This window comes from Pseudomonas sp. 5Ae-yellow, from assembly GCF_014077575.1.
GTDB lineage: Bacteria > Pseudomonadota > Gammaproteobacteria > Pseudomonadales > Pseudomonadaceae > Halopseudomonas > Halopseudomonas neustonica.
On the sequence record NZ_JACGWE010000014.1, the window covers coordinates 14,946 to 38,963 of the forward strand.

Below are 24,018 nucleotides of genomic sequence, written 5' to 3' on the forward strand. Positions count from 1 at the left end.
CCCCTTAAAATTTTACTTTCTCTCCTAACCCGGCAATATGCGGCCGCCAACCATGGGTTGTGGCCACCGTCGCCAAAGCCTGCTTGGCATTTTCCTCGCCATGCACCAGGAACAAGCGCGGCTTCTCGCCCTCGAAGTGCCCAAGCCACTCGATAAGCTGCGTCTGGCTCGCATGCGCTGAGAAACCACCCAGGGTATGGATGGCCGCTTTAACAATCACTTCTTCGCCGGCTATTTTGAAATACCGCGCGCCATCAACCAGCGCTCTTCCAGGCGTGCCCATTGCCTGGAAGCCGACAAAGATCACATGCGACTGCTTGCGCCAGAGATTATGCTTCAGGTGGTGGCGTATCCGCCCACCGTTACACATGCCGCTGCCTGCGATAATTATGGCACCACGCTCTACCTTGTTCAGCGCCATGGATTCATCTGTGCTGATCGAGTATCGAAGGATCGGCAGAAAGGTGTGCAGGCTGCGCTCTTTAGCGCTCGCGGTAAGCGACGCCGTTTCAATTGCCGCTTTGTCTTCCGCATTATAGATATTCTGATAGCGGTGATAGATCTCAGTCACAGCGATAGCCATGGGGCTATCCAGAAAGATTGCCTGCTGATGCAACTTGCCCTGCTGATACAGCTCACCCAAGCGAAAAATTATTTCTTGGGTTCTGCCGACCGCAAACGAAGGAATCAATATGTTGCCACCGTTTTCGGAAGCCTCAAGAATCACGTCTTCAAACTCTTGCAGGGTATCTTCCATTGAGCGATGATCGCGATCACCATAGGTAGATTCCAGCAACAACACATCCGCGCTTTGTACCGCTTCAGGGTCGCGCAACAAGGCGGCTTGCGAATTGCCAAGATCGCCGGAAAATACCAGCTTCTTCTCCACGCCCCGTTCACTTATATACAACTCGACAATCGCCGAGCCGAGAATATGCCCGGCATCGAGGAAACGAACCTCCACATCCTCAGTGATACTGATACGTTGCTGGTAATTCAGCCCCTGACAAAGTTTCAGCGTCTCCTGCACATCCTCAGCCCGATAGAGAGGCTCGACTTCCGGCTTGCCCGCACGACGAAGGCGCTTGTTCTCCCACTCAACGTCACGCTCCTGCAGCGAAGCGGCATCCTTGAGCAATACTTCAATCAGATCACCGGATGGCTTGGTCATATAGATAGGGCCGCTGTAGCCCTCGGCCACCAACAGCGGCAACCGACCGGAATGATCAAGGTGAGCGTGCGACAAAACAACCGCATCCAGGCTTGAGACTGCAAATGGCAGAGGCTTTAGATTGGCCTCCTCTTCTTCTCTGCGCCCCTGGAAAAGCCCACAGTCGAGCAACAGGTTGCTATGATCGGTTTGCAACAAATACATGGAGCCGGTGACACCGGCAACCGCACCGTAGAAAGTTAATTGAGCCATAGCGACCTCCAGTTTGTGGAAACACGTGCAGGGAATTTCACCTGTCCGGGGGGTTTGCAAAAGCCGGAGATCGGATTGCCTGCGCCGTGCTTCTCAACTTGCCCACGGAGCCACCACATACCCGGCTGTACCACTAATCATAGGGCCACACCCAGTCACTGACCGCAGGATCATCAATGCCGTAAGTGTGAGCATACTGGCGGCAGGCTATCTGCTGGTCCAGAAAACGCTGCTTGGCATGCGCGCCAGCGACGCTTAAACCCGGAACCCGACTGATAACCTCAATTGCCAGGCTAAAACGGTCAATTCGGTTATCGATGGCCAGTTCCAGAGGCGTATTTATATTACCGTGTTCAACATAGCCTCTTACGTGCAGGTTGGCGTGATTTTTACGTCGATATGCCAAACGATGGATCAGCCAAGGGTAGCCATGAAAGTTGAAAATAACCGGTTTATCAGTAGTGAACAGGCTGTCGAAGTCGCTATCAGAGAGGCCGTGGGGATGATCGCGCTCGGGGCTTAAACGAAACAGGTCGACCACGTTGATAAAGCGGATCTTCAGCAAGGGGAAAGCCTCACGCAGCAACACGGTGGCGGCCAGCGCCTCCTTGGTCGGGATATCGCCGCAGCCCACCATTACCACGTCCGGCTCCTCGCCCATATCATTGCTGGCCCATCTCCATATCCCCAACCCCTTGGTGCAGTGGGCTATAGCGCTCTCCATATCAAGATATTGAATATGTGACTGCTTATCACAAACGATCACATTGATATTGTTATGGCTGCGCAGACAATGATCTGCGGTGGACAATAAACAATTCACGTCGGGGGGCAGATAGATGCGCGTGACCAGCGGATTTTTGTTAACAACCAGGTCGAGAAACCCCGGATCCTGGTGTGAAAACCCATTGTGATCCTGTCGCCACACCGTGGAGGTGATCAATAAATTGAGCGAAGCGATAGGCGCTCGCCAGGGGAGTTTTGCGGCAATGGTGAGCCATTTGGCGTGTTGGTTAACCATCGAATCAATTACGTGTACAAAAGCTTCATAGGTGGCCAGAAAGCCATGCCGCCCGGTCAGCAGGTAACCTTCCAGCCAGCCCTCCAAAGTATGCTCGGAAAGCATTTCCAGCACTCGACCATCGGGGCTAAGCTCACCACCGTTCTCGTCCTCGGGCAGGTAGTCAGCCAGCCACAACTTCTTGCTCACTTCATAAATGGCATCAAGTTTGTTGGAGGTATTTTCATCTGGGCCGAAGACCCGAAAGTTGTGCCCGTTCAAACGCATGATATCGCGTAGCATGGCCCCTAGTGGCTTGGTATTCATGGCACTGGAGGTCGCTGGCCGGCTGACATCGAGCGCATATTCGCGGAAATCAGGCATTCGTAAATTGCGCTTCAACAACCCGCCATTGGTATGCCGGCTCGCACTCATGCGCCGCTCACCCTGAGGCGCCAATGCTTGCAGTGCGGGGACCAGCTGCCCGTCTTGTGTAAAGAGTTCCTCGGGGCGATAACTGCGCAGCCACTGTTCCAGAATTCGCAGATGCTCGGGGTTGCTGTGGACCATCGTCAGCGGTACCTGGTGGGCGCGCCAAAAACCCTCGATTTTGTTGCCGTCAACTTCGCCTGGGCAAGTCCAGCCCTTGGGCGTGCGCAGTACAATCATCGGCCAGATCTGTCGCTGCGCCTTTCCCGACTCGCGTGCTTCGCGCTGCAGTGTGCGGATCTCTTCAACACAGGCTTGCATAGTAGCAGCCATGCTGCGGTGCATATCCATTGGATCGTCGCCTTCGACGAAATAGGGCTTCCAGCCATAGCCTCGAAACAAGGCCTCCAGCTCGGCATGGGGAATACGCGACAGCAAGGTCGGATTATTGATTTTGTAGCCATTCAAATGCAGTATCGGTAGCACTGCACCATCGCGAATGGGATTGAGGAACTTGCTTGAGTGCCAAGAGGTTGCCAGGGGACCGGTCTCAGCCTCACCATCGCCCACCGCCACCACACAGATCAAATCGGGATTATCGAACGCCGCACCAGTGGCATGCGAGAGGCTGTAACCCAGCTCTCCGCCCTCGTGAATCGATCCCGGCAGCTCCGGCGTACAGTGACTACCAATGCCGCCAGGGAAGGAAAACTGTTTAAACAGGCCTTGCATACCCCTCTCATCCTGACTGATATCGGGATAAGTTTCCGAGTAAGTGCCTTCCAGATAAACCGGGGCCAGCACCCCGGGAGCCCCGTGACCTGGGCCAGCCAGAAAAATGGCTGGCAAATCGTACTTGTTGATCAGACGATTCATATGCACATACATGAAAGAGAGGCCCGGACTCGCCCCCCAATGCCCCAAGAGGCGCTTCTTCAGATGTCTGACTTCCAGGGGTTCGCGCAACAGCGGGTTGTCTTGCAGATAGATCATGCCCGCCGCGAGGTAGTTGCAGGCGCGCCAATAAGCATCTATCGCTTGCAGCTCAGCAAGGGGAATCGCTTCGGCGTGGGATGAGTCGGTTTTATGCATTGTTGTCTCCACGAAGAGTTGCGTGCCGGCGTGATCAGAAACCCAGTTCAAGTTAACAGCTTACACGGGATTTTTATTATCTTTACCCCGAAATGTAAAAGCCTAGGTCGCCACCGGCCAGGGGGAAATCCGCGCTAAGGCGGTACTGGATATCTATGCAGAGAAAGGTTTCGGGCTAATCAGGGTACGGCGCGGCTTTTTGCGGTAGCAACCAACTGCCAACTGAATGTGCAGCGCGGCAGCCTTCCGATCCGCAGAATTTGGCGCAATTACTCCGCCAGATGCATGGGCAACCGCGCAGCCAACCACGCCAACGTCACTTGATATGATATTTAGCCAGAGATCGGGGCCCGCGGCGTAAACAGCGCGACGCTCCCTTCCAACTGACCGAATTAATTTTCATCTGCCCCCGATAACCGGCAAAGCTAACAGCCTCGTGGCAGAGCGTTAAGCGGCACCGCAGAACTCAACGATTGCCCGCTGAAAACCGGCCCGTATCAGTACGCTGGAGTGATCGCCCGGGACTAAACTCAGCTCTGCGCCACGGATGGCTTGTTGCAACTGGTGTGGTTGCTTGGCAAACGGATCCTTATCGCCCGCGATAATCAGTGTAGGTACGGTGATGTTTTCCAGTGGGATACGGTCGGCATGAAACGCCAAGGCTTGAGCCGCCATCGCCTTGCGGTCTGCCCACACCATATCCGCCAGAAACCGAAAGCCTGCCAAGGTGGGGTTGCGAATGCTCCAGCGGCTAGCGAGCATGGCCCTTGAGAGCGCCTTTCTACCTTCTACCTGATAGTGGCTATCCAGCTGCAGAATATTGCCGCCCACGCCCCCTGCAACCAAACGTCGAATGCGGGGTTCTTGGGTTGCTGCCAACAAGGCCACGGTGGCGCCCATTGAGTAGCCGACCAGATCCACTTCTGCCAATTTCAGCTCATCCAGCAGACAGCTTAAGTCTCTGGCCATGCGCGACTCGCCGTAGGCTGCCGCGTCGTGTGGTTTATCTGAGCGACCGTGCCCGCGTGCATCCAGTGCGATAACGCAGCGCCCGGCCTGCGTGAACCGCCGAACAATACCGGGTATCACCCAATTGACCCGCGCATTGGCGACATAGCCGTGATGCAGTACCACCGGTGGCTGGGCTGACTGATGCCCCCAGCGTTGATAGTAAATATCTACCCCATCAAAGGATTTGAAACGACTCATACGGCCTCCAACCTGGCTTGGGTACTGGTTTGAGTATTAGTCGCTTACCATTTTGAGTCAAAATGTATTTTTGAATTCATTGTGAGACTTTAAAAATTAAAGCCTCACAGCATCTCGACAAGTTAACTGCGCAGCGCTGCTGGTCATACATCCGGCTCAGAGGCCCGACGCCAGATCAATGCTCCGCCAGGTCGATCAGTTTCTGCGCTGGCCCAAGGGGCTTGGCACACTACACCCGAAATCCTTGTGCCAACGCCTGCAGCTCCTTGGCCAGAGCTGCCTGGCTGACGGTAACCTGAGAGATTTCCTGTGAGCCATGGAGCGTTTGCAGCGAGGTTTCGCGTACCGAGGCCATACTGCGCGAGATATCGCGCGTAACCGCGACCTGTTCTTCTGCTGCCGTGGCAATTTGCGTTGCCATGCTGGAGATACGATCGACGTCCTGCAGAATATCCGCGAGCGTACCCTCCAGTTTTTCGGCGTCATCGGCCGTGGTATTAGCCAGTCCATGACTCTGCGACACCGAGGTCTTGACGTTGTCGGCGATATCACGGAAGTCGCCAATCAGTGATTCGATTTCCACCGTAGAGTCGTGCGTTTTACGCGCCAGATTACGCACCTCATCAGCTACCACGGCAAATCCACGCCCGTGCTCGCCAGCCCTGGCCGCTTCAATAGCCGCATTCAGCGCCAACAGGTTGGTTTGATCAGCCACGGCCTTGATAACGTCGATAACCCGGGTGATGGATTCGCTACTCTGCTGCAGCTGCTGCATCTGGCCATTGACCTGTTCGATCGAGCCCGCAAGATGACGAATACGGGTAACGCTCTGCTCAACAACCTGACGCCCGACGGCGTTCTTGCTGGAAGCATCACCCGCCGCCTCCGCAACTTGCTGCGTGTTACGCGAAATTTCCTCAGAGGTGCTCGACATCTCTTCCGCCGCTGCTGCGACCTGATCGACCAACAGCTGTTGCTGGCCAACCTGATCCGAGTTCTGGCTGGCTGTAGCGCGGGTCTGCTCTGAGGCAGAGGCCAGGCGCACGCTGGTCTGATCGATCTGGCTCAGGGCGCCCGAAAAGGTATCGATCAAGCCATTGAGTGCCGTACCGATCAGCCCCATCTCGTCGCGCGAGCAGACCCGGGTACGAATCGACAAATCCTTCTTTTCCATGATCTGGCGAAAATCGCCCAATAACTGATTCACCTGACCCGTTACGCCGAGGATAATCAGCAGCGCCAGCAACAACACGGCAATCACCACTACGCTGCCGATCACCGCTGCTTGCTGCAGCTCACTATTGGCTTTATCGAGCACGTAATCCGTACGCGCCGCCATCTGACCGGCGACGTTCTTTTTAAGGTTATAGACGCCTTCAATCGCAGTACTGGCGCTATCAAACCACTCGATATTCGCCATACCCAGAAAACCGTATTCCGAGCCAATCAACCGATCGCGCAGCGTTACGAAGGCAATCACTTCCGGCTGCTCACGCAGCGCCCGTACCTGCGACTGCATGGAGTCACCCAACAGGTCTGCCGCAGTATCCAGCAGCACCTGCTTGCGCGCACCAGCAGCACTGACATCACCCGCCAGGCCCAGCGAGACCTTGCCATCCGCCAGAACTCGTGCCCCTGCCGCCATCTCGCGCGCGCTCCACTCGGTAGATTGAGTCAAGGCGTAAAAGGCACTCAGCAAACGCGTGAGCTGCGGCTCATCCGATCGATGTAAAACCTCCGGCGTCAGCGCAATCAACTGCTCTATCGTCTGGGTAAAGGCGCCATAAGCCAACGCGACATCTATATCTTCCAGCATGACCCGTTCGCGCAACGGCGCGAGCTCGGCCAATGTTGCTGATACCCGTGCCAGCTGTGGCGCAATCTCTACTCTGATTTCGCCATCCAACGCGCCAACCACGGACTCAAATTCCGCCAGGGCATCCTGGGTGAATTCACGCTGGGTTTCCAACCGCTCGACCACGCGGCCATCAGAGCCGCCAGAGACGATGAAGAGTGAGGTCAGTCCACGTTCCTTTTGCAGATTCTCAACCAATGGATCTGCAACACGCACCAGATTGAACAGATCACGCGAAGCCTCAGTGCTTTGCAGGTTGGCGTGACGCAAGCTAACGGTGGTAACAGAGAAGTAAAGGGTTCCCAGCAATGCAGGAAGGATCAGCAGCAACAGTTTGCCGCGCATTGATATATTACTAAGCATGGACAGCATAGATTGGCGCCTTTGAAGTAAAACCTGACCATATGGACAGACTGCTTCAAGACAACAGCAAAAAGAGTGCCATCAGTATGCCACCCAGGGAATCAGGGGTTAGGCTGAAACAACCGCACCAGAGCGGTGCCGTGGAGTGTAAGCGCGGTCTAAAATGCAGCTTTTGACATCGCTGCGGGACCAGTCAAGCCAACTCACCAGGGGCAGAAGCGATAAGCGTACGCTCAAGGCTAATAAAGGCTAACTATCATGCTCGCGCATTGCTTCGGCCAGCACACCTTGCCCACCTGCAGCCAAGGCGCCGACAGCACCGGCAATATCGCCTGTATCCTTATTCTGACTCAGCTTGAACTTGCCGACCAAACGGTCAATATCAATCTCGATACCCACAATCGCGGCCAGCATCTGGCTAATGTAATCCGGGCTGGAATCAGTCATTTTCCAGGGCCGCTGCGCGGCAACCTGCCCCTCGTGCTCTCGGGTCAAACGCGCTACCAGCCCGCGCACAAAGCGCGCATCATCGCGCAAGCGAAGCCGACCATGAGCATGCACAACCTGATAGTTCCAGGTAGGTACCTGGCGATGGGTTTCATGCTTACTCGGATACCAGTTGGGCGAGATATAGCCTTGCGGCCCCTGAAAGATCACCAGCACCGGCATACCGTCAACCACTTGTTGCACCAGGGGGTTGGCGCGCGCGATGTGACCTTGTAATACGCCATTTTTACCCTGCTCTACCACCAACTCAAGCGGGATATGATTGGCATCAAGACCTTCCTCCGTCTGAGTAATCAGTGCAGCCAACGGGTAGGCGCGCATCAAGGCATGCAGTTGTTCGGGCCGTTCTTCAGCAAAGTGCTCAGGCAGATACACGATAATCACGCTCCACAATAGACAGACCGATTAGCAGCCAAACGGCGGGTACTATACGAAAATCTCACAATACAATGTTAGCGAAACACGAGCTCGCGCGTCAGCTTGAGACGAGGCATCACCTGCTACCCCATCTTGCGCGGTGCAGAGCATTAGCTTGGCGAAACAGGGCCTTTTCGAGTAAGGTCGCGGACGCAGCCGGATACCCGGCTTTCAGCTTGCTACCTGCTTTGCTCAACACAAGGAACCCCCCATGCGAATTTGCGTTTTCTGCGGCTCAAGCGCCGGCAATCAACCCGAATACCTCGATGCTGCCAAGCAACTGGGCACCGCATTGGCCAAAGCCGGTATCGATCTGGTGTACGGCGGAGCGCAAGTCGGCTTGATGGGTGCAGTGGCAGATGCCGCCATCGCTGCTGGCGGCAACGTCATCGGCGTTATCCCACGGCATCTGGTCGAACGCGAGCTGGCCCACACAGGCCTGACCGAACTGCATGAAGTAAGCTCCATGCATGAGCGCAAGGCCATGATGGCTGACCTGTCAGACGGTTTTATAGCCTTGCCCGGCGGGGTCGGTACCTTTGAAGAACTCTTTGAAGTCTGGACCTGGGGCCAGCTTGGCCATCACCAGAAGCCCTGCGCACTATTCAACGTCAGTGGCTACTACGACAAGCTGATCGCCTTCCTCGACCACGCCACCACCGAAGGCTTCATGAAGCAGCCTTACCGTGACATGCTGCTCGTCGACGCAGAGCTGGACTCCCTGCTAAGCAAGGTCAAGCACTACGAAGCACCCAAGGTAGCCAAATGGGTAGAGAGTAAAAGCGAGCGCTAAACGATCAGGATAGCGTGCCAGGTAAAGTCGACCTGCCGTCTGAGCTGCACAAATCTTCCAGACGTGGCTCACCATGGCGTTATCCTGAGGCCTCTCCCCTTTTTACTGGCTAACGACACATGAGTGCAGGCAACTGGATTGATCTCAAGCAGGACGCTGATACCGGCATTGAGACCATTCGCGCGCACTTTGATGGCCACGCTTATGACCCACACTGGCACGACAGTTACCTGGTGGGCTTTACCGAGCAGGGCGTGCAGCGCTTTCACTGTGGTCGCCAGCGCTATGACTGCGTGCCCGGCAAGGTCATATTGCTGGAGCCAGGCGATATTCACGACGGTGAAGCCCCCAGTGCTGAAGGCTTCACCTACTCCATGCTCTATCTTGACCCGCATTGGCTGGAAAGCGAATTGCGCAGCCTGTTCGCTGACGCCCCACAGCAATGCGTGCCCGCCATGAGTATGACCGTAGCCCAGTCACCTGAATTGATCTTCGCCATTGCCAGCACCTTTCAGACGCTGCATCAGCAGGAGCTGCGCATCGTGCGCCAAACCGCACTGGACTATCTACTGAACCAGCTGACCAGTCAGATGCACTGGCGCCAGCGGACACAGGCAGACCCGCGTATGCCCAGGGTGGCAACGCTGACCCGCGAGTATCTGCATGCCAATATGCACAATGACGTCAGTCTGGTGGATATAGCCAAGGCGGCAGGAGTTGACCGCTTTCGTCTGAACCGCGCTTTCAAGGCTGCATTCGGACTCGCGCCCCATGCCTATCTGGTGCAATTGCGACTGGCGCGGGCACGGCGCCGTCTGGCCACTGGTGAGGCGCCCGCGCTGGTCGCTGCCAGCCTGGGCTTTGCCGATCAAAGTCACCTTGGACGCTGGTTCAAACGCGCCTACGGCCTTACCCCGGCAGGCTACCGGCAGCGCTGCACAAGCCTTCCAGACCGTAACTAGGCGACCACCGACAATAACTCCCGACAACCACTCGCGGGAGATACTGCTTGATTCAACTCTTACCTTTTCTACTATTTGCTTTCGTCGCCTCTATTACGCCCGGCCCCACCAACCTATTGGCGATGAGCAGTAGCGCCCGCTTCGGCTTGCGCGCCACGCTACCCATTGTCTTTTGCGGCTGCCTGGCCTCAGCAGGTGTGGTGCTGGCGGTCGGCCTGGGTATCGGGAAAATACTCTTTTCGATGCCTATTGTGGCGCAGCTGCTCGGCTGGATAGGTGCGCTATGGTTAAGCTACCTTGGCTGGCAAATTACGCAGGCGCCTAGCACTATTGATGCAACGACCAAAGGTGAGCGGCCTTTAAGCGGTTGGGCAACGGCGCTGATGCAACTGATTAACCCCAAGCCGTGGACAGTCGCATTGGCGGTAGTCAGCGTTTTCGTCACCAGTACAGGCGCACCCGCCTGGCTACTAGCGCTGTTGTTTCTATTGATAGCCGTTCCCTGCATGCTGCTTTGGGCATGGCTGGGGCTAAAAGCAGGCAGATGGCTGCAAACCGGGATCAAACTTCAGCGCTTCAACCAGGTTATGGGTCTGTTATTGGCCATTTCAGGTTGGCTGAGCCTGCTAAGCTGAAATTAAATATCAGCGCTCACATCAAGGAAAACCATGGCGCGCCGATAATCCAATACAGCACCTCACAATGGATGTCCGCATGTTCAATAAAAAACTAAAACAAACGCTGCAAGATCAACAGGATGAGCTGGAGCAGGCGCGCCAGCTATTTACCATGATGCGCTCCGAGGTGCTAAGCATCGAGCTCACGCCCGATGTAAAAATTGCAAACGTGAACCAGAACTTTGCTGATGCCTTGGGCTATAAGATAGACCAACTCATTGGTCGCGCGCTGAGCGAGATAGTCCCGGAGTATGTAAAGAAACTGGATTGCTTCCGTAACTTTCAAACGGCTATTGCAAATATTACCTCAGTGCAAGACGACTACCGCTTTATCTGCAAAGACGGCACCCTGGCATGGATGCATATTGCCTGGTATCCGCTGAAAAACCGCGCTGGCAAGCTGTCTTGTATTCAAGGGTATGCACGCGATATTACCGAAAAAATCCAGGCCGCTCAGGAGAACCAAGAGTTCATCAACGCCCTGATTCGCTCCACGGCGGTGATTCAGTTTGATCTGGAAGGTAATATCATCACGGCCAACAAGCAATTTCTAGAGGCTATGGGCTATTCGCACAACCAGATCGTGGGCAAGCATCACAGCCTGTTCTGCCCTGCGGGTACCGCTTCAACACCCGAGTACAAATCCTTTTGGCAGACCCTGAACCGCGGTGAGTTCGTCTCGGGTCGCTTTCAGCGTGTCGACAGTCGCGGCCGTGATGTCTGGCTGGAAGCCTCCTATAACCCGGTTTACGACGTGGAAGGCAAGCTTTCCAAAGTAGTCAAGTTTGCCAGTGTGGTAACCGATCAGGTGGCGCGCGAGGCGGAAGTGAACGAAGCTGCCAGCATCGCCTATGAGGTGTCACTGCAAACGGATACCAGCGCCGAGCGTGGTGCCGGCGTTGTGCAAGAAACCGTGGGCAGCATGCATCGCGTAGCTGAGCAGGTTGAATCAGCCACGCAAGGCATTGAAGCTCTAGGCAAGCAGTCTTTGCTGATCAGCTCCATCGTACAGACCATCAGCGGTATTGCTGCGCAAACCAACCTGTTGGCCCTCAACGCTGCGATCGAAGCCGCCCGCGCAGGTGAGCAAGGCCGCGGGTTTGCCGTGGTAGCCGATGAGGTAAGGCAGCTTGCTGGCCGGACCAGCGCAGCAACTGAAGAAATTATCAGCGTAGTGGACAAGAACCAAACGCTAGCGGATGAAGCCGTCCGCGATATGGCGGTTAGCCGCGAACAAGCCGCCAAGGGGCTCGCATTCGCCAACCAGGCAGGTGAGGTCATCGTTGAAATCAGAGCCGGTGCCAAGCAGGTTGTAGACGCTGTGGGACGCTTTGCCAATGAACTCAAATAAGCACTGGGCGAGCCGGTAAACCTGGATTCCCGCTCGCCACCCACGACGACCGGGCCATCAGCTATAGCGGTCGCTCGTTGCCAGCGGCCCTGAGCCCATCCTTAAAGCGATACCGAAAAAGTTCGCCTAACCGGCCCGTATTTGCTGATACCCCGAACGGGTAAGTAAAACCAGGTGAACGGTGGAGCCATAAATCTGACCCGACGATTTGAGTAGGTCGATCAAGGCTTTATTCTCGTCCGCTGGCAAATAGTAATAGTCCCGTCCCTCTTGCAATTGTTCTGCGCAATGCTTGAACGCCTTGAAGCTCGTGCCCTTGGGCACGGCATTAAGCTCATCCAGTTGCCGCAGGCTAAGAGTTTCAGCGCCCTCGTGAAAAATCGGGGTTATGGCCACCGCAAGTTTCCTACTGTTTAAAAAATAGTCAAAAGCGCATACCGCTTTTCCAATAAATCAGTATACTTGCCGCCCCTTGCCAATGCACAACCGAGCGCACCATGACCGATCAAACCAGTAACGAAAACGCACCAGCAACGCAGACACCAGCAGATTCAACAACACTGCCAGGGTTGGGATCGCTGTTTTCTGCTGCCGCCAGCGCCAATGCACGCAAGGCGAAAGCTCCGAACAAGGGTAAGTCCGGTTCAGATCAGCACGAACAGCGCATCGGCATGGCGCCGCGCAACACACGACGCTCCATGGGTAAACGCTAAACGATAGCTAAATGGGCAGCACCATGTAGAAGCGTGCGCCCTCACCGGGCTTGGACTGTACGGCGATATGACCACCGTGCAACTGGACAACTTCCTTGCACAGAGCCAATCCGAGCCCTGCCCCGCCCTTTTTACTGCCGACCTGAACAAAGGGTTCAAAAACCCTACCCTGCTGACTGAACGCGATCCCCTCACCATTATCCTCAACGCTCATGATGATGCGCTCGCCCTGGCGGCGGCCCTGCAGCAAGACACAGCCCTCTTTGTCACAGTGGCGCAGGGCGTTGCCCAACAAGTTGTCGAGCACCCGCTCGATCTGCAGACGGTCCAGGCTTGCGTGTGGCATCTCATCATGAATTTCAATATTCAAGCTCACACCCAGCCTACGCGCCTGCTCAGCGAAGCGTGCTGCAGCCTGGTCAAGCAACTCGGCAGGGTCACAGGGCTCAAGGTCGAGTTTCTGCAGGCCATTCTGGTAACGCGAAAAATTAAGCAGGTCGTTGATCAAATCAACCAGGCGACGCATCTCCTCATCCACTACGCTGAGCAGATCGGCTTCACGACTGCCCTCAGCAAAGGTCACTCGCTCCTGCAGCAGTGAGAATGCCATGTGCATACCGGTTACCGGCGTGCGCAGCTCATGTGAGGCGCGCAGCACAAACTCACGGCGCACACGTTCAAACGCCCGTTGATCCGTCACATCACGCAGTACCATGACCGCGCCCTGCACCCAGGTATCGGTGCGCAAAACCGGTGTCAGGCTGTAATCGAGCAGACGCATCTCACCAGCGACCTCGACCTCCAGATCCTCCTGGTCGCTGCTGTTATGCGCGTTTCCTGCCAGCACCTCACGCACTTGATCATCCAGCTCGGGTCTGCCCATTGCCAGCCCAAGGCTTTGCCCTAATTCACGTGAGTCCCAATCCAGCTGACGTCGAGCAACCGGGTTAAAATGCTCAACCTCACCATCTTGGTCAAGAATCAACAGACCGTCGTCGATACTATCCAGCACCGCTTGCAAGCGTCTCTGCTCACTTTTGAGCGCCTCCATATCGCCGCTTTTGAATTCACGCAGGGCTTCGGCCATGACGCCAAAGCGTCGGCTAAGCGCCGACACCTCCAGGACCGGAGAGACGGGTAGCGTTACATTAAAATCGCCCGTGCTCACCTGATCTGCTGCTTTAGCCAAGCCTTCGATGGGCTGCGCAAAACGCCGTGCAATGCTATTGGCCGTCAGCAAACCCAGAAGTAACACAGCCAGCCCGATCAGCCCGAGCAAGCCGGCAATCAGCCAGGCTCGCTGATGAGCAGCAACTTCAACTCTTTCCGCTTTCTCTACATAACGATTCTGAATTTCATTGATCCGATCGCGCATTACCGAGACGGTGCTGCTGAACGTGTCGTTGGACAGCAACTCTCGCCGCAGCGTCAATGGGCGCTGGAGGACGTCATCGTAGACAGCGTAGGCTGCCTCGATTTCTGCAATGGCAGAACGATCAGAGTCATCTACCGCATGCGCCTTGGCAACCTGCAGCCAGCGCTTGAAACTCGCATCGGACTCATCCAGACGCTTACGATCAAGATCCTCCCCCACCAGCAGGGTGACCTGGTGCCCTATCTCCTGCCGCAGCCCGAGTGTTGCCTTGATAATGCCCAGGTTGCTACTCATCGACAGTTTCTGCGATTGGGTCAGGCTCAGTACACCCACCATACCCACGACCAAACCGACCAGCGCCACCGTGATCAATGCACTACTGCTGAGGAAAAGTTGCGTGCGTAGTTTCATAAGCCAAGCTGCTTTCGTTTGCGGTAGAGCGTTGACGCATCGATACCCAATGTTCTGGCCGCCTGATCCAGGGTAGAGCTGGCCGCAAGCACAGCAGCAATGTGAGCTCGTTCCAACTCATCAAGGCTCAGTTCCGCGCCCACTCTCGGCGCAGTGCTGGCGTCAGGCGCAGTCAACCCCAAGTGCGATACCTGAACCAACTCCTCACCGCAGATAATGCTGGCACGCTCAACCACATTGCGCAGCTCTCGAATGTTGCCGGGCCAACGGTAACTCAGCAACGCGTCCCGGGCCTCTGGGCTAAAGCCCGCAGCCGGGCGAGCATAATCTTTGACGAAGCCGGCAAGAAAACGTTCGGCCAGCGCCATGATGTCATCGCGGCGGTCTCGCAGCGGAGGCAACGTCAGCGTGATGACATTCAGGCGATAAAGCAGATCCTCGCGGAAACGCCCCTCTTTAACCATATCGCCGAGATCCAGGTTGGTGGCGGCCAGGATGCGCACATCAGCGTGACGCGTGACCGGGTCACCTACCCGTTCATACTCTTTATCCTGGATAAAGCGCAGGAGCTTGGGCTGCAGTGTCAGCGGAAAGTCTCCGATCTCATCAAGAAAAAGAGTGCCGCCGTCCGCCTGATTGACCCTACCCAGGGTGTTTTCAGTCGCGCCGGTAAAGGCGCCCTTGGTGTGACCAAAAAGCTCGCTTTCCATCAACTCGGCCGTCAGCGAAGGGCAGTTAATGGTGATGCAGGATTTTTTTGCGCGTCGGCTCCAACCGTGAATCAAGCGGGAAAGCTCTCCCTTGCCCGTGCCTGACTCGCCCAAAATCAGAATATTGGCGTCTGTCACCGCCACTTGGCGTGCCGTTTCCAGTACTGCCATCATTTCCGGGCTCTGTGAGTCACCCCGGGTCTGCGGCTGCTTTACCTCGCCCTCCAGCACTTCCAGCCGCGCCGCCATCTGCCGCATCTCAAGTTGCTTGACGGCCGACATGCGCAGCTGGTCAGGGCTGCAGGGCTTGACCAGATAATCAGCAGCACCCGCTTGCATCGCATCAACGGCGGTATCTACGGCGGAGTGAGCGGTCACAATGACAACGCGCATCCAGGGTGCAACTACCCGCATTTTTGCCATAACGTCCAAGCCGTTGTCTTCGCCCAGACGCAAGTCAAGAAAGCACAAATCAAATACCTGACTATGCAGTACCGACTCTGCTTGGGCAGCACTGGCAGCTGTGGCGACCTGATACCCCTCATCCTCCAGACAATAGCGGAAGGTTCTGAGAATCGCCGGCTCATCATCCACCAGCAAAATACGCCCATTTTTCTGCGCTGATTCCATTTGTTCGCCTACTCCAAGAAAGGTACGAGAGATGTGACTACGCAATGTCGTGCAAGTTGCATGATAGTAATCGGGCAATCTTGCAACTTGCACTCTCTCTATTGCAATGACTATCAATTAAGTAACTGATTTTTAAGTATTTTTAATTTTAAAAATAACTGGCACAGCAGTTGCTCTAACTATACGTAATTAGTCACGGGTCATGTCGCCGGCCCTGATACGGACATTGAATGGAGATTGACACCATGCACAGCGCAAACCGCACTGCTTTGCTTGCACTCTCACTCAGCTTGGCCAGTTTTCTGCCTATGGCAGCGCATGCCGACGGCAACGGGCACACCTTGCCAACTGAGCAACGTCAAGACCAAGGCATCCCCATGGATGATGATCGCGTGCTGACGGCCACCTTGCAGTCGCGTCTGCAGTGGGATGGCAACACCGACGGGATCAACATCCGGGTACACGCCCAACGCGGCGCGGTCACGCTCAGCGGTGTGGTCCAGGATATGGCTGACAAGCGCGTTGCCGTCGCCACCGCACGCAACACGCCGGGCGTGCGTGCCATCGACGCCAGCCAGCTGAGGATAGGCACAACCAACGCGCTGGAGGAGGCACGCTGGGTAAGTACCAGCGTCACCACTGATCGCGGCCCTACCCTTCGTCTCTAATCAATGACTCGGCACCTCAACACACTATGGATGACAAAAGATGAACATGGAGCAAAAGCCGGCGATCTATTTCCACATAAAGGAAGCAACACTGCCGGGCGCTATTGAGCTCTCGCACAGCACCGCCGGCAAACCTGCTTACTCCCGGAGGTACCCCTTGCTTAACTGGGCAATCGCGTTTTTCATCATGACCGTTACGGCCGCCGTATTTACCTTTGGCGGATTTGGCTCCACTGCCGCGGCATTGGGCAAGGCCTGCTTCGGTATGTTTCTGCTGTTATTTATCGGCACCATATTGTTGAACCGACGCCGACGCGTGCAACGACTGCACTGATCTTGGCGGCTGGCTACGTGACTGTGACACAATGCTCTGCCATCGTGTCCTGACCCTGTTAATACCCCTTAATGCTACTCGACATCAGCCAACTACCGCCGCTCCTCTATCCGCTAGCGAACCGCTTCTATCGCCGCTACCAACGCGGGGCCAAGGTGAACCGTCAGCATCAGGTCTGGGTTGGCAAGGAAAGCGAGCAGATTATCTGCAGCCTTTGTTTGCAACCGGTTGCTGATGGCTATTGGTTGACCAGCCTGCTGGTTGACCCAGCTCGCCGACACCGTGGTTACGCGAACGCTCTGCTCACAGCCATCAGACATCATTACACCGGCCCTATCTGGTTATTCTGCTCACCTGGACTAGTTCCTCTCTACACGGGTGCAGGCTTCGACCTGGCCTGTGATTTACCCGAATCGTTGGCTGATCGCCTGCTGCGCTACCAACGCCATAAAGAACTGGTACCACTGGTTAGCTGCTGATCACCTGATCCCCGGTTCGCCCTCTCCTTGCTAGCCAACCGCATCAACAAGCCTAATGTGCCAGCACATTGCCACGCTTTGTATCATTGCCTGTTTTTTTCGCACCCTGATAGTGCGTTTAAGCGTTTACGCCCCCCCTTCCCGTTAATAACCTTTCGCATAAAAACAACCTAAGCAAATGAAAAACAAAGGGATTAAAAAACTGGCAAGCAAAATGCTATGTGACAACTGCCAACGCATTTAATCAAAAACATTTGGGGAAACACGCGATGATGAAGAAACTTGCAGTTGCCGTAGCTACCGCCAGCACGCTGTCCTTTGCCAACATGGCTCACGCTGAAGCATACGATACCGCGATCGGCGAGATGGATGTCAGCATGACTGCCACCCTGGCTACCGACTATATCTGGCGCGGTCAGTCGCAAACCGACGGAGTTGGAGCAATCCAGGGCAGCCTGGACATCGCACACGAAAGCGGTCTGTATATCGGCGCCTGGGCATCCAATATCGACTCCGAAGACTTTGGCGGCTCCAGCGTAGAAATCGATTACTACGCCGGTTACGGTGGCGTCATTACTGACGACATCACTTATGACCTCTCCTGGGCTACTTATACCTACCCAAAAAACAGCGAAATCGATTATGACGAAGCGCTGGCCAGCGTCAGCCTGTACGGCTTCACTCTAGGTGCCAATTACGCGTACGACCCGCAAAGCCAGCTTTATACCTATATCGACTATGGCTTTGCCCTGCCCTACGACATCGGCCTCGGCTTGCACTACGGCCTGACTGACACCAAGGACCCACTCGACGGCGTCAGCGGTGACGAAAAGTATGGTGATTGGGCGGTCAGCATCGGCAAAAACATGCTGGGACTGGACGTAGCACTGATGTACAGCGATACCGATCTGGGTGACGACTGCGGTTACTCAAGCAAGGATTCATGTGACTCGAACTTCACGTTCTCAGTATCAAAAACGCTGTAAGTCCTGAATCTGTAAACGGTCGCCCTGCTCCGAGGGTTCCCGTCAGCTAAGCAGTACTTTATGCCGGTTTCGCGCCCCCCTGTTCCACGGCAGGGTAAGCAGGCCGGCTTTTTTATTTATGACCACATTCGCCGTATCAACCTGCACGCACAAAAAACCGGCCATAAGGGCCGGTTCTAGCCAATGCTACGGACGCATCAGGCTCGCGGCAAGGTCACTCCTCGCTGCCCCTGATATTTACCCCCGCGATCGCGATAAGACACCTCACAGGACTCATCGGACTCGAAGAACAGCATCTGCGCCACACCTTCATTAGCATAAATCTTCGCTGGCAAGGTTGTGGTATTGGAAAACTCCAGCGTCACGTGCCCTTCCCACTCCGGTTCAAGCGGCGTCACGTTCACGATAATGCCGCAGCGTGCGTAGGTACTCTTGCCCAGGCAAATAGTCAGCACATCACGCGGGATACGGAAGTACTCCACCGTGCGGGCCAAGACAAAAGAGTTTGGCGGAATAATGCAAACATCGCCCTTAACATCCACAAAGCTTTTTTCATCGAAGTTCTTGGGATCGACGGTGGCAGAGTGGATGTTAGTGAATACCTTGAACTCATCCGCGCAACGTACATCGTAGCCGTAGCTCGACACACCATAGGAGATCACCCGATCACCTTCGGCGCCGCGCACCTGGCGCTCGACAAAGGGTTCGATCATCCCCTGCTCCTGGGACATTCTGCGGATCCAACGGTCGGCTTTGATGCTCATGGTGTGTCCTGAACTGGTCGAAAAAGAGCCTGCATGTTACCGGGTTATGGGGGCGGACAAAAGGCCGCGATCAGTCATCACTGATGCTGATCTGCGGCATCCCCTGCGCACCGGCCTGCTGCGTAATACGAGCACCCACATGGCGTGCCATATCCTGATAGATCATGCTGATCTGACATTCCGGCTGAGCCACTACGGTTGGCTTGCCACCGTCGGCCTGCTCGCGAATCATCATGGACAAGGGCATGGACGCCAGCAGGTCGACGCCATACTCATCTGCGAGGCGTTCGCCACCACCCTCACCGAATAAATGCTCGGCATGACCACAGTTGGAACAAATGTGAATGGCCATGTTTTCAACCACCCCCAGCACCGGAATATTCACTTTCTCGAACATACCTATGCCTTTCTTGGCGTCCAGTAGCGCGAGATCCTGCGGCGTGGTGACAATAACGGCGCCGGTAACCGGCACTTTCTGCGCCAGCGTAAGCTGGATATCGCCTGTTCCTGGCGGCATATCAACCACCAGATAGTCGAGCTCATCCCAGGCAGACTGGGTTAACAGCTGCATCAGCGCACCGGATACCATGGGGCCGCGCCAGACCACGGGGGTATTATCGTCAACCAGAAAGGCCATCGACATCACTTGCAGCCCATGCGCACGTGGCGGGATAAACCACTTGTTGTCATGCACCTCAGGGCGAGTACCCTCCGGCAGCCCGAGCATCATGCCCATGCTGGGACCGTATATATCAGCATCCAGCACACCCACCTTGGCACCTTCGCGCGCCAAAGCCAGCGCTAGGTTGACGGCCGTCGTGGACTTGCCCACGCCACCCTTGCCCGAAGCGACGGCGATAACATTTTTCACCTTGGCCATTGCCGGCACCTTGCCTTGAAGCTCGCCAGCGGCAACCTCACAACGCACCTTTATCTGCGCCGAACTAACACCTTCCACATTCTCCACTGCGGTTTGAATCATGTGGCCAATTCCGCCCACGATGGAGCCAGCGGCGTAACCCAGCACCAGCTCTGCAGTCACCACACCGCCGTCAATATCCAACTGACGCAGGCAGCCACAGCTGATCAGATCAGTTTTGAGGTAAGGGTCTTGGTATTCGGCGATGGCTCGCTCAACAGCGGCACGATCAACTTGGCACATATGCTTATCCGGATCACGAATGAATGAACGCTATGCTACTGACTCGCTGACGATCATGAAAGGCCGCCGTGATAACCGCGCAAGAATGGGATAACGCACATAGAACAAAACCTGGAATGAGCGATAGGCTCACCAGGCTGTTCTAGCGCAACTATGCAAGCCGCCTTGCCCTTGAACAGGGTCAGGCGGCCGAGGGATTACTGCTGATTAATCATCACCGCCTTGATATTGACGAACTCGCGAACGCCGAAGCCGCCATGCTCACGACCATATCCACTATCTTTTACGCCGCCAAAGGGCAGGTGCGGCTGCGCCAGGTTATAACCGTTGATGTTAACCATACCGGTATCAAAGTGCAGGCGGGCCAGCTCAATCGCACGATCTTCGTTACGCGAGAAAATTCCGCCGCCCAGGCCATAACGCGAGTCGTTAGCAATACGCATGGCATCCTCATCGTCGGCAGCTCGAATCAATGAAGCAACCGGTCCAAACAATTCGCCATCGTAAGCAGGCATACCCGGTTTCACGTCTTCGAGCACGGTAGCGGGGTAATAGAAGCCCTTCCCTGCAGGAATCTTGCCGCCAGTGCTGATCGTGGCACCCTTGCGCACCGACTCCTCGACTTGCCCATGCAGAGTGTCGCGTAGATCTTCGCGCGCTATGGGGCCCAGTTGAGTACCCTTCTGCGTCGGATCACCCATCTTGATCGCCGCCATCTGCTCTACAAACTGATCGCGAAATGCGTCGTACACATCGGCTGACACCACGAAACGCTTGGCTGAAACACAGGTCTCACCGTTATTGATTATCCGGCCCTGTACACAGGTCTTAACCGCCCGCTTGATATCCGCATCAGAGAGCACGACATAGGCATCGTTGCTGCCTAATTCCAGCACGGTCTTCTTGACGACCTTGCCCGCGGCTTCGGCAATCTTCTTGCCGGTATTATCACTACCGGTAAAGGTCACGCCACGCACTTTGGGATGCGCAACCAGCTTACCCGCACTCGCCCCATCCATCAGCAGCGACTGAAAAACGCCTTCAGGTAGTCCAGCCTCAAGATAAAGCTGCTCAATCTTCTGCGCCATGCCAAATACGTTGCTAGCGTGCTTCAATACGGTGGTGTTACCCGCCATGATGTTGCAGGCGCTATAGCGAATCACCTGATAAAGCGGGAAGTTCCATGGCTGGATGCCCAGGATGACGCCAATGGGCTGATAGCTGATCAGCGCTCGACCTCCTTCCAACGGCCGGGTTTCATCTGCTAACTGGTCTGGGCCTTGTTCTGCAGAATAGCGGCAGATAGCAGCACATAGCTGACACTCCTGACCACCCTGATCGATCGGCTTGCCCATCTCGCGCGTCATCAGCTGCGCCAGCTCGTCACTGTGCTGCTCAATCAGGTCAGCCATCTTGTTCAGTACCTTACCGCGATTGGCAAAGCTCTCTAGCCGCCAGGCCTGGAACGCCGCGTCGGCACGATCAATCGCAGCGCTGGCCTGCTCCTGACTCAGCAGTTGATATTCAGCAATTTTCTCACCTGTGCTTGGGTCAATTGTGTTGACGGTGTTGCTCATGGTGTTCTCCGTTTGAGTGGGTAACTCGATTACGTCGTTTACTTGCGACCACAAAAAAACCGGATTAGCTCACGCCAATCCGGTTTTTCTTGATAACAAGCAATTACCTCACTTGCCATGGAGCCATAAGCTGATTAAGCAGCTTCATCCATCGCTGGCTCTTCAGTCTCGGCTTCGGGCTCTTCTGCAGCGGGTTGCTCAGCAGCCATACCGGCTTTGTCAGCTTCGGCTTTTTCAACCTGCTCAAGCAGCGCATTCATCAAGCGTGTGCCGCGCTCACCGACCATTTCGGAGAAAACGTCACGCACTGGCAGACTGCGCTCACGGAATACCGCGCGCTCTTCCGGAGTGAGATAAACCAGTTCGATGTCGCTGTTTTCAGTGATGATATCCAGGCGCTCGGTATTCAGACGAGTCTGAACATCGTGGGTGTAAGGCACCAACTCGGTTACCACCTCTTCGATAACATCTTTACGCTCTTGGCTCAGGCCGTCATACCATGGGCTGTTAGCCATAAAGGTCGCGATGAACTCAGCCTGATTGGCGAAGATGAGGTAATCCTGCACCTTGTAGAAGTCCATCTCCTGGTGGGCAAAGATAGGCTGAATGTTGCCATCCAACTGCCCCAGCTGCATGCCACTGAACAACTCACCGTATTCCATGGTGGTCGGATCAGCACCGTATGCGCTGTAGGTTTCGCGCAACAGGCGGTTATCCATGGTGCGCAACGCCAGGCCATCGAAATCGGCGGGCGAACGCACTGCCTTGTTGGCACTCCACACCTGCCAGCCTTCGGGCACAATGGCGAGCGGCTGCAAGTCACGCTCACGGAATGACGCAACCAGATCCTCGTTCTTACGGAATTCAGGCGCGTTCAGAATTTCAGCGTTGGTTTTCTCGTCGTCAGTCAGTACAAAGTTCAGGCTGAACAACTGAGACTCGGGGACAGTGCCGCCCAGGAAACCGGAACCAAAGGCAAACTGCACGGCGCCAGATTGAACCTGATCATAAATATCGGTCAGACCACCCAACTGGCCATAGGTATAGAGCTTGACCTCAACCTCGCCATCGGTTTTTTCCTTTACCAGCTCGGCAAACTTCGCACCGTACTCGTACTGGACGCTACCTTCGATCTCTTCCAGGGCAAAACCCCAGGTTTCGGGCTCAGCAGCTGCAGTCTTTTCTGCCTCTGCCTCAGGTGCTGCGTTAGTTGCTTTCGGCTCTTCATCAGAACCACAAGCGGCCAACAAAACCGCTGCTGCACCAATACATCCATTACGCCAATTCATGGAACACTCCTTATAAACTGTTCTGGTTAGCTGAATAACCCTACCATACGACCAGCGGATGTCCACCCGTGCAAAACCGCTTTAGATCAGGTATGTTCAAAAAAAAAAAGAGATCGCAAATCGACCCCTGCGCGGCGCATTCAGCAGAGACCGATTTACACACACCAACTCAAGCCAGATATGTTGCTCCTGACATGCTGGTCAGAGCCTGACTCAACAGGCCAAGCAGAGGACAGCTCGATGCCCGAGCCTGGCGATAAGTCGGCCAGCAACCCTCCAGCCGCATTGCTGAGCAAAGCACTGCGCACGCTGGATCGAACGTCGGAGTATATCGAGAAAGTCATCCTTGGGGTCAGCGTACTGTTTCTTGCAGGTATGCTTATCGTCCACGTTCTAGGTCGCCAGCTGTTCGGCACCGGCCTCACCGGCCAAGTCGAAATGACTCAGATCAGCCTGATCATTATGACCTTTGCTGGCCTCGGCTACGGTGTGCGACGCGCCCGACACATCTGCATGTCAGCCTTCTACGATCAGCTCAGCGGCTGGCCACGCAAGGCGCTGTTGATTTTCATAAGCCTGGTGACGGGCGCGCTGATGTTCTATTTCTCTTACTACGCTTGGGAGTACGTCAGCTCAATCCAAAGCCGGGGGAGGACAACGTCGGCGCTGCAAATACAGCTCTGGATTCCCTACCTGGCTGCGCCCATAGGCTTTGCACTCGCCGGCATCCAGTATTGGCTAACCGCTATCCGTAACCTCACCTCTCGCGAGATATACCGCTCCTTCAATGAGAAGGAAGAGTACGACGCCGTCCCCGATGACGGCGCCATCTAACCGCTAGA

General features: G+C 55.4%; 21 protein-coding genes and 3 pseudogenes. 11 read left to right on the forward strand and 13 right to left on the reverse strand.

Annotated features, from left to right (window positions below):
* Nucleotides 1-4: 4 nt before the first annotated feature.
* The 6 genes and pseudogenes from H4J77_RS10530 to H4J77_RS10550 all read right to left on the reverse strand — a co-directional run bounded on the left by H4J77_RS10530 (nucleotide 5) and on the right by H4J77_RS10550 (nucleotide 8,253).
* A complete protein-coding gene (locus H4J77_RS10530; RefSeq protein WP_123889026.1) occupies nucleotides 5-1,423 on the reverse strand; it encodes an MBL fold metallo-hydrolase RNA specificity domain-containing protein in 1,419 nt (472 codons plus the stop codon).
* A 133-nt stretch (nucleotides 1,424-1,556) separates the two neighbouring features.
* Nucleotides 1,557-3,944: a phosphoketolase gene (locus H4J77_RS10535; protein ID WP_123889027.1), complete on the reverse strand. Its 2,388-nt coding sequence runs from the start codon at nucleotides 3,942-3,944 to the stop codon at nucleotides 1,557-1,559.
* A gap of 447 nt (nucleotides 3,945-4,391) precedes the next feature.
* Nucleotides 4,392-5,153, reverse strand: a complete 762-nt coding sequence (locus H4J77_RS10540) for an alpha/beta fold hydrolase (protein ID WP_182248261.1) — start codon at nucleotides 5,151-5,153, stop codon at nucleotides 4,392-4,394.
* Between the two features lie 229 nt (nucleotides 5,154-5,382).
* Nucleotides 5,383-6,492 carry a methyl-accepting chemotaxis protein gene (locus H4J77_RS20365; protein WP_404940770.1) on the reverse strand — a complete coding sequence of 370 codons (1,110 nt, stop codon included), beginning with the start codon at nucleotides 6,490-6,492 and terminating at the stop codon, nucleotides 5,383-5,385.
* A gap of 9 nt (nucleotides 6,493-6,501) precedes the next feature.
* Nucleotides 6,502-7,380 (reverse strand): annotated as a pseudogene (locus tag H4J77_RS20370) (nitrate- and nitrite sensing domain-containing protein); the annotation flags it as partial.
* 240 nt (nucleotides 7,381-7,620) lie between these two features.
* Nucleotides 7,621-8,253, reverse strand: coding sequence for an FMN-binding negative transcriptional regulator (locus H4J77_RS10550; RefSeq protein WP_123889030.1), 633 nt, complete (start codon nucleotides 8,251-8,253; stop codon nucleotides 7,621-7,623).
* Nucleotides 8,254-8,506: 253 nt separating this feature from the next.
* Here H4J77_RS10550 and H4J77_RS10555 point away from each other — a divergent pair, with 253 nt between their 5' ends.
* From H4J77_RS10555 to H4J77_RS20380, 5 genes and pseudogenes are all read left to right on the forward strand, one after another.
* Complete coding sequence (locus H4J77_RS10555; protein WP_123889031.1) at nucleotides 8,507-9,088, forward strand: TIGR00730 family Rossman fold protein; 582 nt, start codon at nucleotides 8,507-8,509, stop codon at nucleotides 9,086-9,088.
* Nucleotides 9,089-9,207: 119 nt separating this feature from the next.
* Nucleotides 9,208-10,050, forward strand: a complete 843-nt coding sequence (locus tag H4J77_RS10560) for an AraC family transcriptional regulator (protein WP_182248264.1) — start codon at nucleotides 9,208-9,210, stop codon at nucleotides 10,048-10,050.
* 47 nt (nucleotides 10,051-10,097) lie between these two features.
* Complete coding sequence (locus H4J77_RS10565) at nucleotides 10,098-10,685, forward strand: LysE family translocator (RefSeq protein ID WP_123889033.1); 588 nt, start codon at nucleotides 10,098-10,100, stop codon at nucleotides 10,683-10,685.
* A gap of 157 nt (nucleotides 10,686-10,842) precedes the next feature.
* Nucleotides 10,843-11,538: pseudogene (locus H4J77_RS20375) on the forward strand (PAS domain-containing protein); the annotation flags it as partial.
* 105 nt (nucleotides 11,539-11,643) lie between these two features.
* Nucleotides 11,644-12,078 (forward strand): annotated as a pseudogene (locus H4J77_RS20380) (methyl-accepting chemotaxis protein); the annotation flags it as partial.
* A 126-nt stretch (nucleotides 12,079-12,204) separates the two neighbouring features.
* Here H4J77_RS20380 and H4J77_RS10575 read toward each other — a convergent pair.
* Nucleotides 12,205-12,474, reverse strand: coding sequence for an ORF6N domain-containing protein (locus tag H4J77_RS10575; RefSeq protein ID WP_220469327.1), 270 nt, complete (start codon nucleotides 12,472-12,474; stop codon nucleotides 12,205-12,207).
* A 101-nt stretch (nucleotides 12,475-12,575) separates the two neighbouring features.
* Here H4J77_RS10575 and H4J77_RS10580 point away from each other — a divergent pair, with 101 nt between their 5' ends.
* Nucleotides 12,576-12,791: a hypothetical protein gene (locus H4J77_RS10580; protein WP_123889035.1), complete on the forward strand. Its 216-nt coding sequence runs from the start codon at nucleotides 12,576-12,578 to the stop codon at nucleotides 12,789-12,791.
* A 7-nt stretch (nucleotides 12,792-12,798) separates the two neighbouring features.
* Here the strand turns inward: H4J77_RS10580 and H4J77_RS10585 are convergent, their stop codons facing one another.
* Together H4J77_RS10585 and algB are read right to left on the reverse strand one after the other, a co-directional pair.
* A complete protein-coding gene (locus H4J77_RS10585) occupies nucleotides 12,799-14,577 on the reverse strand; it encodes a KinB sensor domain-containing domain (protein WP_123889036.1) in 1,779 nt (592 codons plus the stop codon).
* Nucleotides 14,574-15,917: a sigma-54-dependent response regulator transcription factor AlgB gene (gene algB / locus H4J77_RS10590; RefSeq protein ID WP_123889037.1), complete on the reverse strand. Its 1,344-nt coding sequence runs from the start codon at nucleotides 15,915-15,917 to the stop codon at nucleotides 14,574-14,576. Before algB ends, H4J77_RS10585 begins: the two co-directional genes overlap by 4 nt.
* Before the next feature lie 245 nt (nucleotides 15,918-16,162).
* Here algB and H4J77_RS10595 point away from each other — a divergent pair, with 245 nt between their 5' ends.
* The 4 genes from H4J77_RS10595 to H4J77_RS10610 all read left to right on the forward strand — a co-directional run bounded on the left by H4J77_RS10595 (nucleotide 16,163) and on the right by H4J77_RS10610 (nucleotide 18,384).
* Nucleotides 16,163-16,585: a BON domain-containing protein gene (locus H4J77_RS10595; protein ID WP_123889038.1), complete on the forward strand. Its 423-nt coding sequence runs from the start codon at nucleotides 16,163-16,165 to the stop codon at nucleotides 16,583-16,585.
* A gap of 40 nt (nucleotides 16,586-16,625) precedes the next feature.
* Nucleotides 16,626-16,919: a DUF1328 domain-containing protein gene (locus tag H4J77_RS19760; protein WP_220469328.1), complete on the forward strand. Its 294-nt coding sequence runs from the start codon at nucleotides 16,626-16,628 to the stop codon at nucleotides 16,917-16,919.
* Nucleotides 16,920-16,990: 71 nt separating this feature from the next.
* Nucleotides 16,991-17,398, forward strand: coding sequence for a GNAT family N-acetyltransferase (locus tag H4J77_RS10605; RefSeq protein ID WP_182248268.1), 408 nt, complete (start codon nucleotides 16,991-16,993; stop codon nucleotides 17,396-17,398).
* A 269-nt stretch (nucleotides 17,399-17,667) separates the two neighbouring features.
* Nucleotides 17,668-18,384, forward strand: a complete 717-nt coding sequence (locus H4J77_RS10610) for a TorF family putative porin (protein WP_182248270.1) — start codon at nucleotides 17,668-17,670, stop codon at nucleotides 18,382-18,384.
* Nucleotides 18,385-18,581: 197 nt separating this feature from the next.
* Here the strand turns inward: H4J77_RS10610 and dcd are convergent, their stop codons facing one another.
* From dcd to dctP, 4 genes are all read right to left on the reverse strand, one after another.
* Nucleotides 18,582-19,148 (reverse strand): dCTP deaminase, encoded by a 567-nt coding sequence (gene dcd / locus H4J77_RS10615; RefSeq protein ID WP_182248272.1) that lies wholly within the window; start codon nucleotides 19,146-19,148, stop codon nucleotides 18,582-18,584.
* A gap of 70 nt (nucleotides 19,149-19,218) precedes the next feature.
* Nucleotides 19,219-20,310 (reverse strand): iron-sulfur cluster carrier protein ApbC, encoded by a 1,092-nt coding sequence (apbC, locus tag H4J77_RS10620; protein ID WP_182248274.1) that lies wholly within the window; start codon nucleotides 20,308-20,310, stop codon nucleotides 19,219-19,221.
* A gap of 197 nt (nucleotides 20,311-20,507) precedes the next feature.
* On the reverse strand, nucleotides 20,508-21,887 hold the full coding sequence (locus H4J77_RS10625; RefSeq protein WP_182248276.1) for an NAD-dependent succinate-semialdehyde dehydrogenase: 1,380 nt from the start codon (nucleotides 21,885-21,887) through the stop codon (nucleotides 20,508-20,510).
* A 134-nt stretch (nucleotides 21,888-22,021) separates the two neighbouring features.
* On the reverse strand, nucleotides 22,022-23,176 hold the full coding sequence (gene dctP / locus H4J77_RS10630) for a TRAP transporter substrate-binding protein DctP (RefSeq protein WP_123890660.1): 1,155 nt from the start codon (nucleotides 23,174-23,176) through the stop codon (nucleotides 22,022-22,024).
* A gap of 240 nt (nucleotides 23,177-23,416) precedes the next feature.
* On the opposite strand from dctP, the gene H4J77_RS10635 reads away from it, so the two are divergent.
* Nucleotides 23,417-24,010, forward strand: a complete 594-nt coding sequence (locus H4J77_RS10635) for a TRAP transporter small permease (protein ID WP_123890659.1) — start codon at nucleotides 23,417-23,419, stop codon at nucleotides 24,008-24,010.
* Nucleotides 24,011-24,018: the final 8 nt, after the last annotated feature.

Excerpts from the sequence above, each read along its gene's own strand:
- H4J77_RS10530 (WP_123889026.1), bottom strand. The coding sequence starts at position 1,423 with ATGGCTCAATTAACTTTCTACGGTGCGGTTGCCGGTGTCACCGGCTCC.
- H4J77_RS10535 (WP_123889027.1), bottom strand. The coding sequence starts at position 3,944 with ATGCATAAAACCGACTCATCCCACGCCGAAGCGATTCCCCTTGCTGAG.
- H4J77_RS10540 (WP_182248261.1), bottom strand. The coding sequence starts at position 5,153 with ATGAGTCGTTTCAAATCCTTTGATGGGGTAGATATTTACTATCAACGC.
- H4J77_RS20365 (WP_404940770.1), bottom strand. The coding sequence starts at position 6,492 with ATGGCGGCGCGTACGGATTACGTGCTCGATAAAGCCAATAGTGAGCTG.
- H4J77_RS10555 (WP_123889031.1), top strand. The coding sequence starts at position 8,507 with ATGCGAATTTGCGTTTTCTGCGGCTCAAGCGCCGGCAATCAACCCGAA.
- H4J77_RS10560 (WP_182248264.1), top strand. The coding sequence starts at position 9,208 with ATGAGTGCAGGCAACTGGATTGATCTCAAGCAGGACGCTGATACCGGC.
- H4J77_RS10580 (WP_123889035.1), top strand. The coding sequence starts at position 12,576 with ATGACCGATCAAACCAGTAACGAAAACGCACCAGCAACGCAGACACCA.
- H4J77_RS10585 (WP_123889036.1), bottom strand. The coding sequence starts at position 14,577 with ATGAAACTACGCACGCAACTTTTCCTCAGCAGTAGTGCATTGATCACG.
- algB (WP_123889037.1), bottom strand. The coding sequence starts at position 15,917 with ATGGAATCAGCGCAGAAAAATGGGCGTATTTTGCTGGTGGATGATGAG.
- H4J77_RS10595 (WP_123889038.1), top strand. The coding sequence starts at position 16,163 with ATGCACAGCGCAAACCGCACTGCTTTGCTTGCACTCTCACTCAGCTTG.
- H4J77_RS19760 (WP_220469328.1), top strand. The coding sequence starts at position 16,626 with ATGAACATGGAGCAAAAGCCGGCGATCTATTTCCACATAAAGGAAGCA.
- H4J77_RS10605 (WP_182248268.1), top strand. The coding sequence starts at position 16,991 with ATGCTACTCGACATCAGCCAACTACCGCCGCTCCTCTATCCGCTAGCG.
- H4J77_RS10610 (WP_182248270.1), top strand. The coding sequence starts at position 17,668 with ATGATGAAGAAACTTGCAGTTGCCGTAGCTACCGCCAGCACGCTGTCC.
- dcd (WP_182248272.1), bottom strand. The coding sequence starts at position 19,148 with ATGAGCATCAAAGCCGACCGTTGGATCCGCAGAATGTCCCAGGAGCAG.
- apbC (WP_182248274.1), bottom strand. The coding sequence starts at position 20,310 with ATGTGCCAAGTTGATCGTGCCGCTGTTGAGCGAGCCATCGCCGAATAC.
- H4J77_RS10625 (WP_182248276.1), bottom strand. The coding sequence starts at position 21,887 with ATGAGCAACACCGTCAACACAATTGACCCAAGCACAGGTGAGAAAATT.
- dctP (WP_123890660.1), bottom strand. The coding sequence starts at position 23,176 with ATGAATTGGCGTAATGGATGTATTGGTGCAGCAGCGGTTTTGTTGGCC.
- H4J77_RS10635 (WP_123890659.1), top strand. The coding sequence starts at position 23,417 with ATGCCCGAGCCTGGCGATAAGTCGGCCAGCAACCCTCCAGCCGCATTG.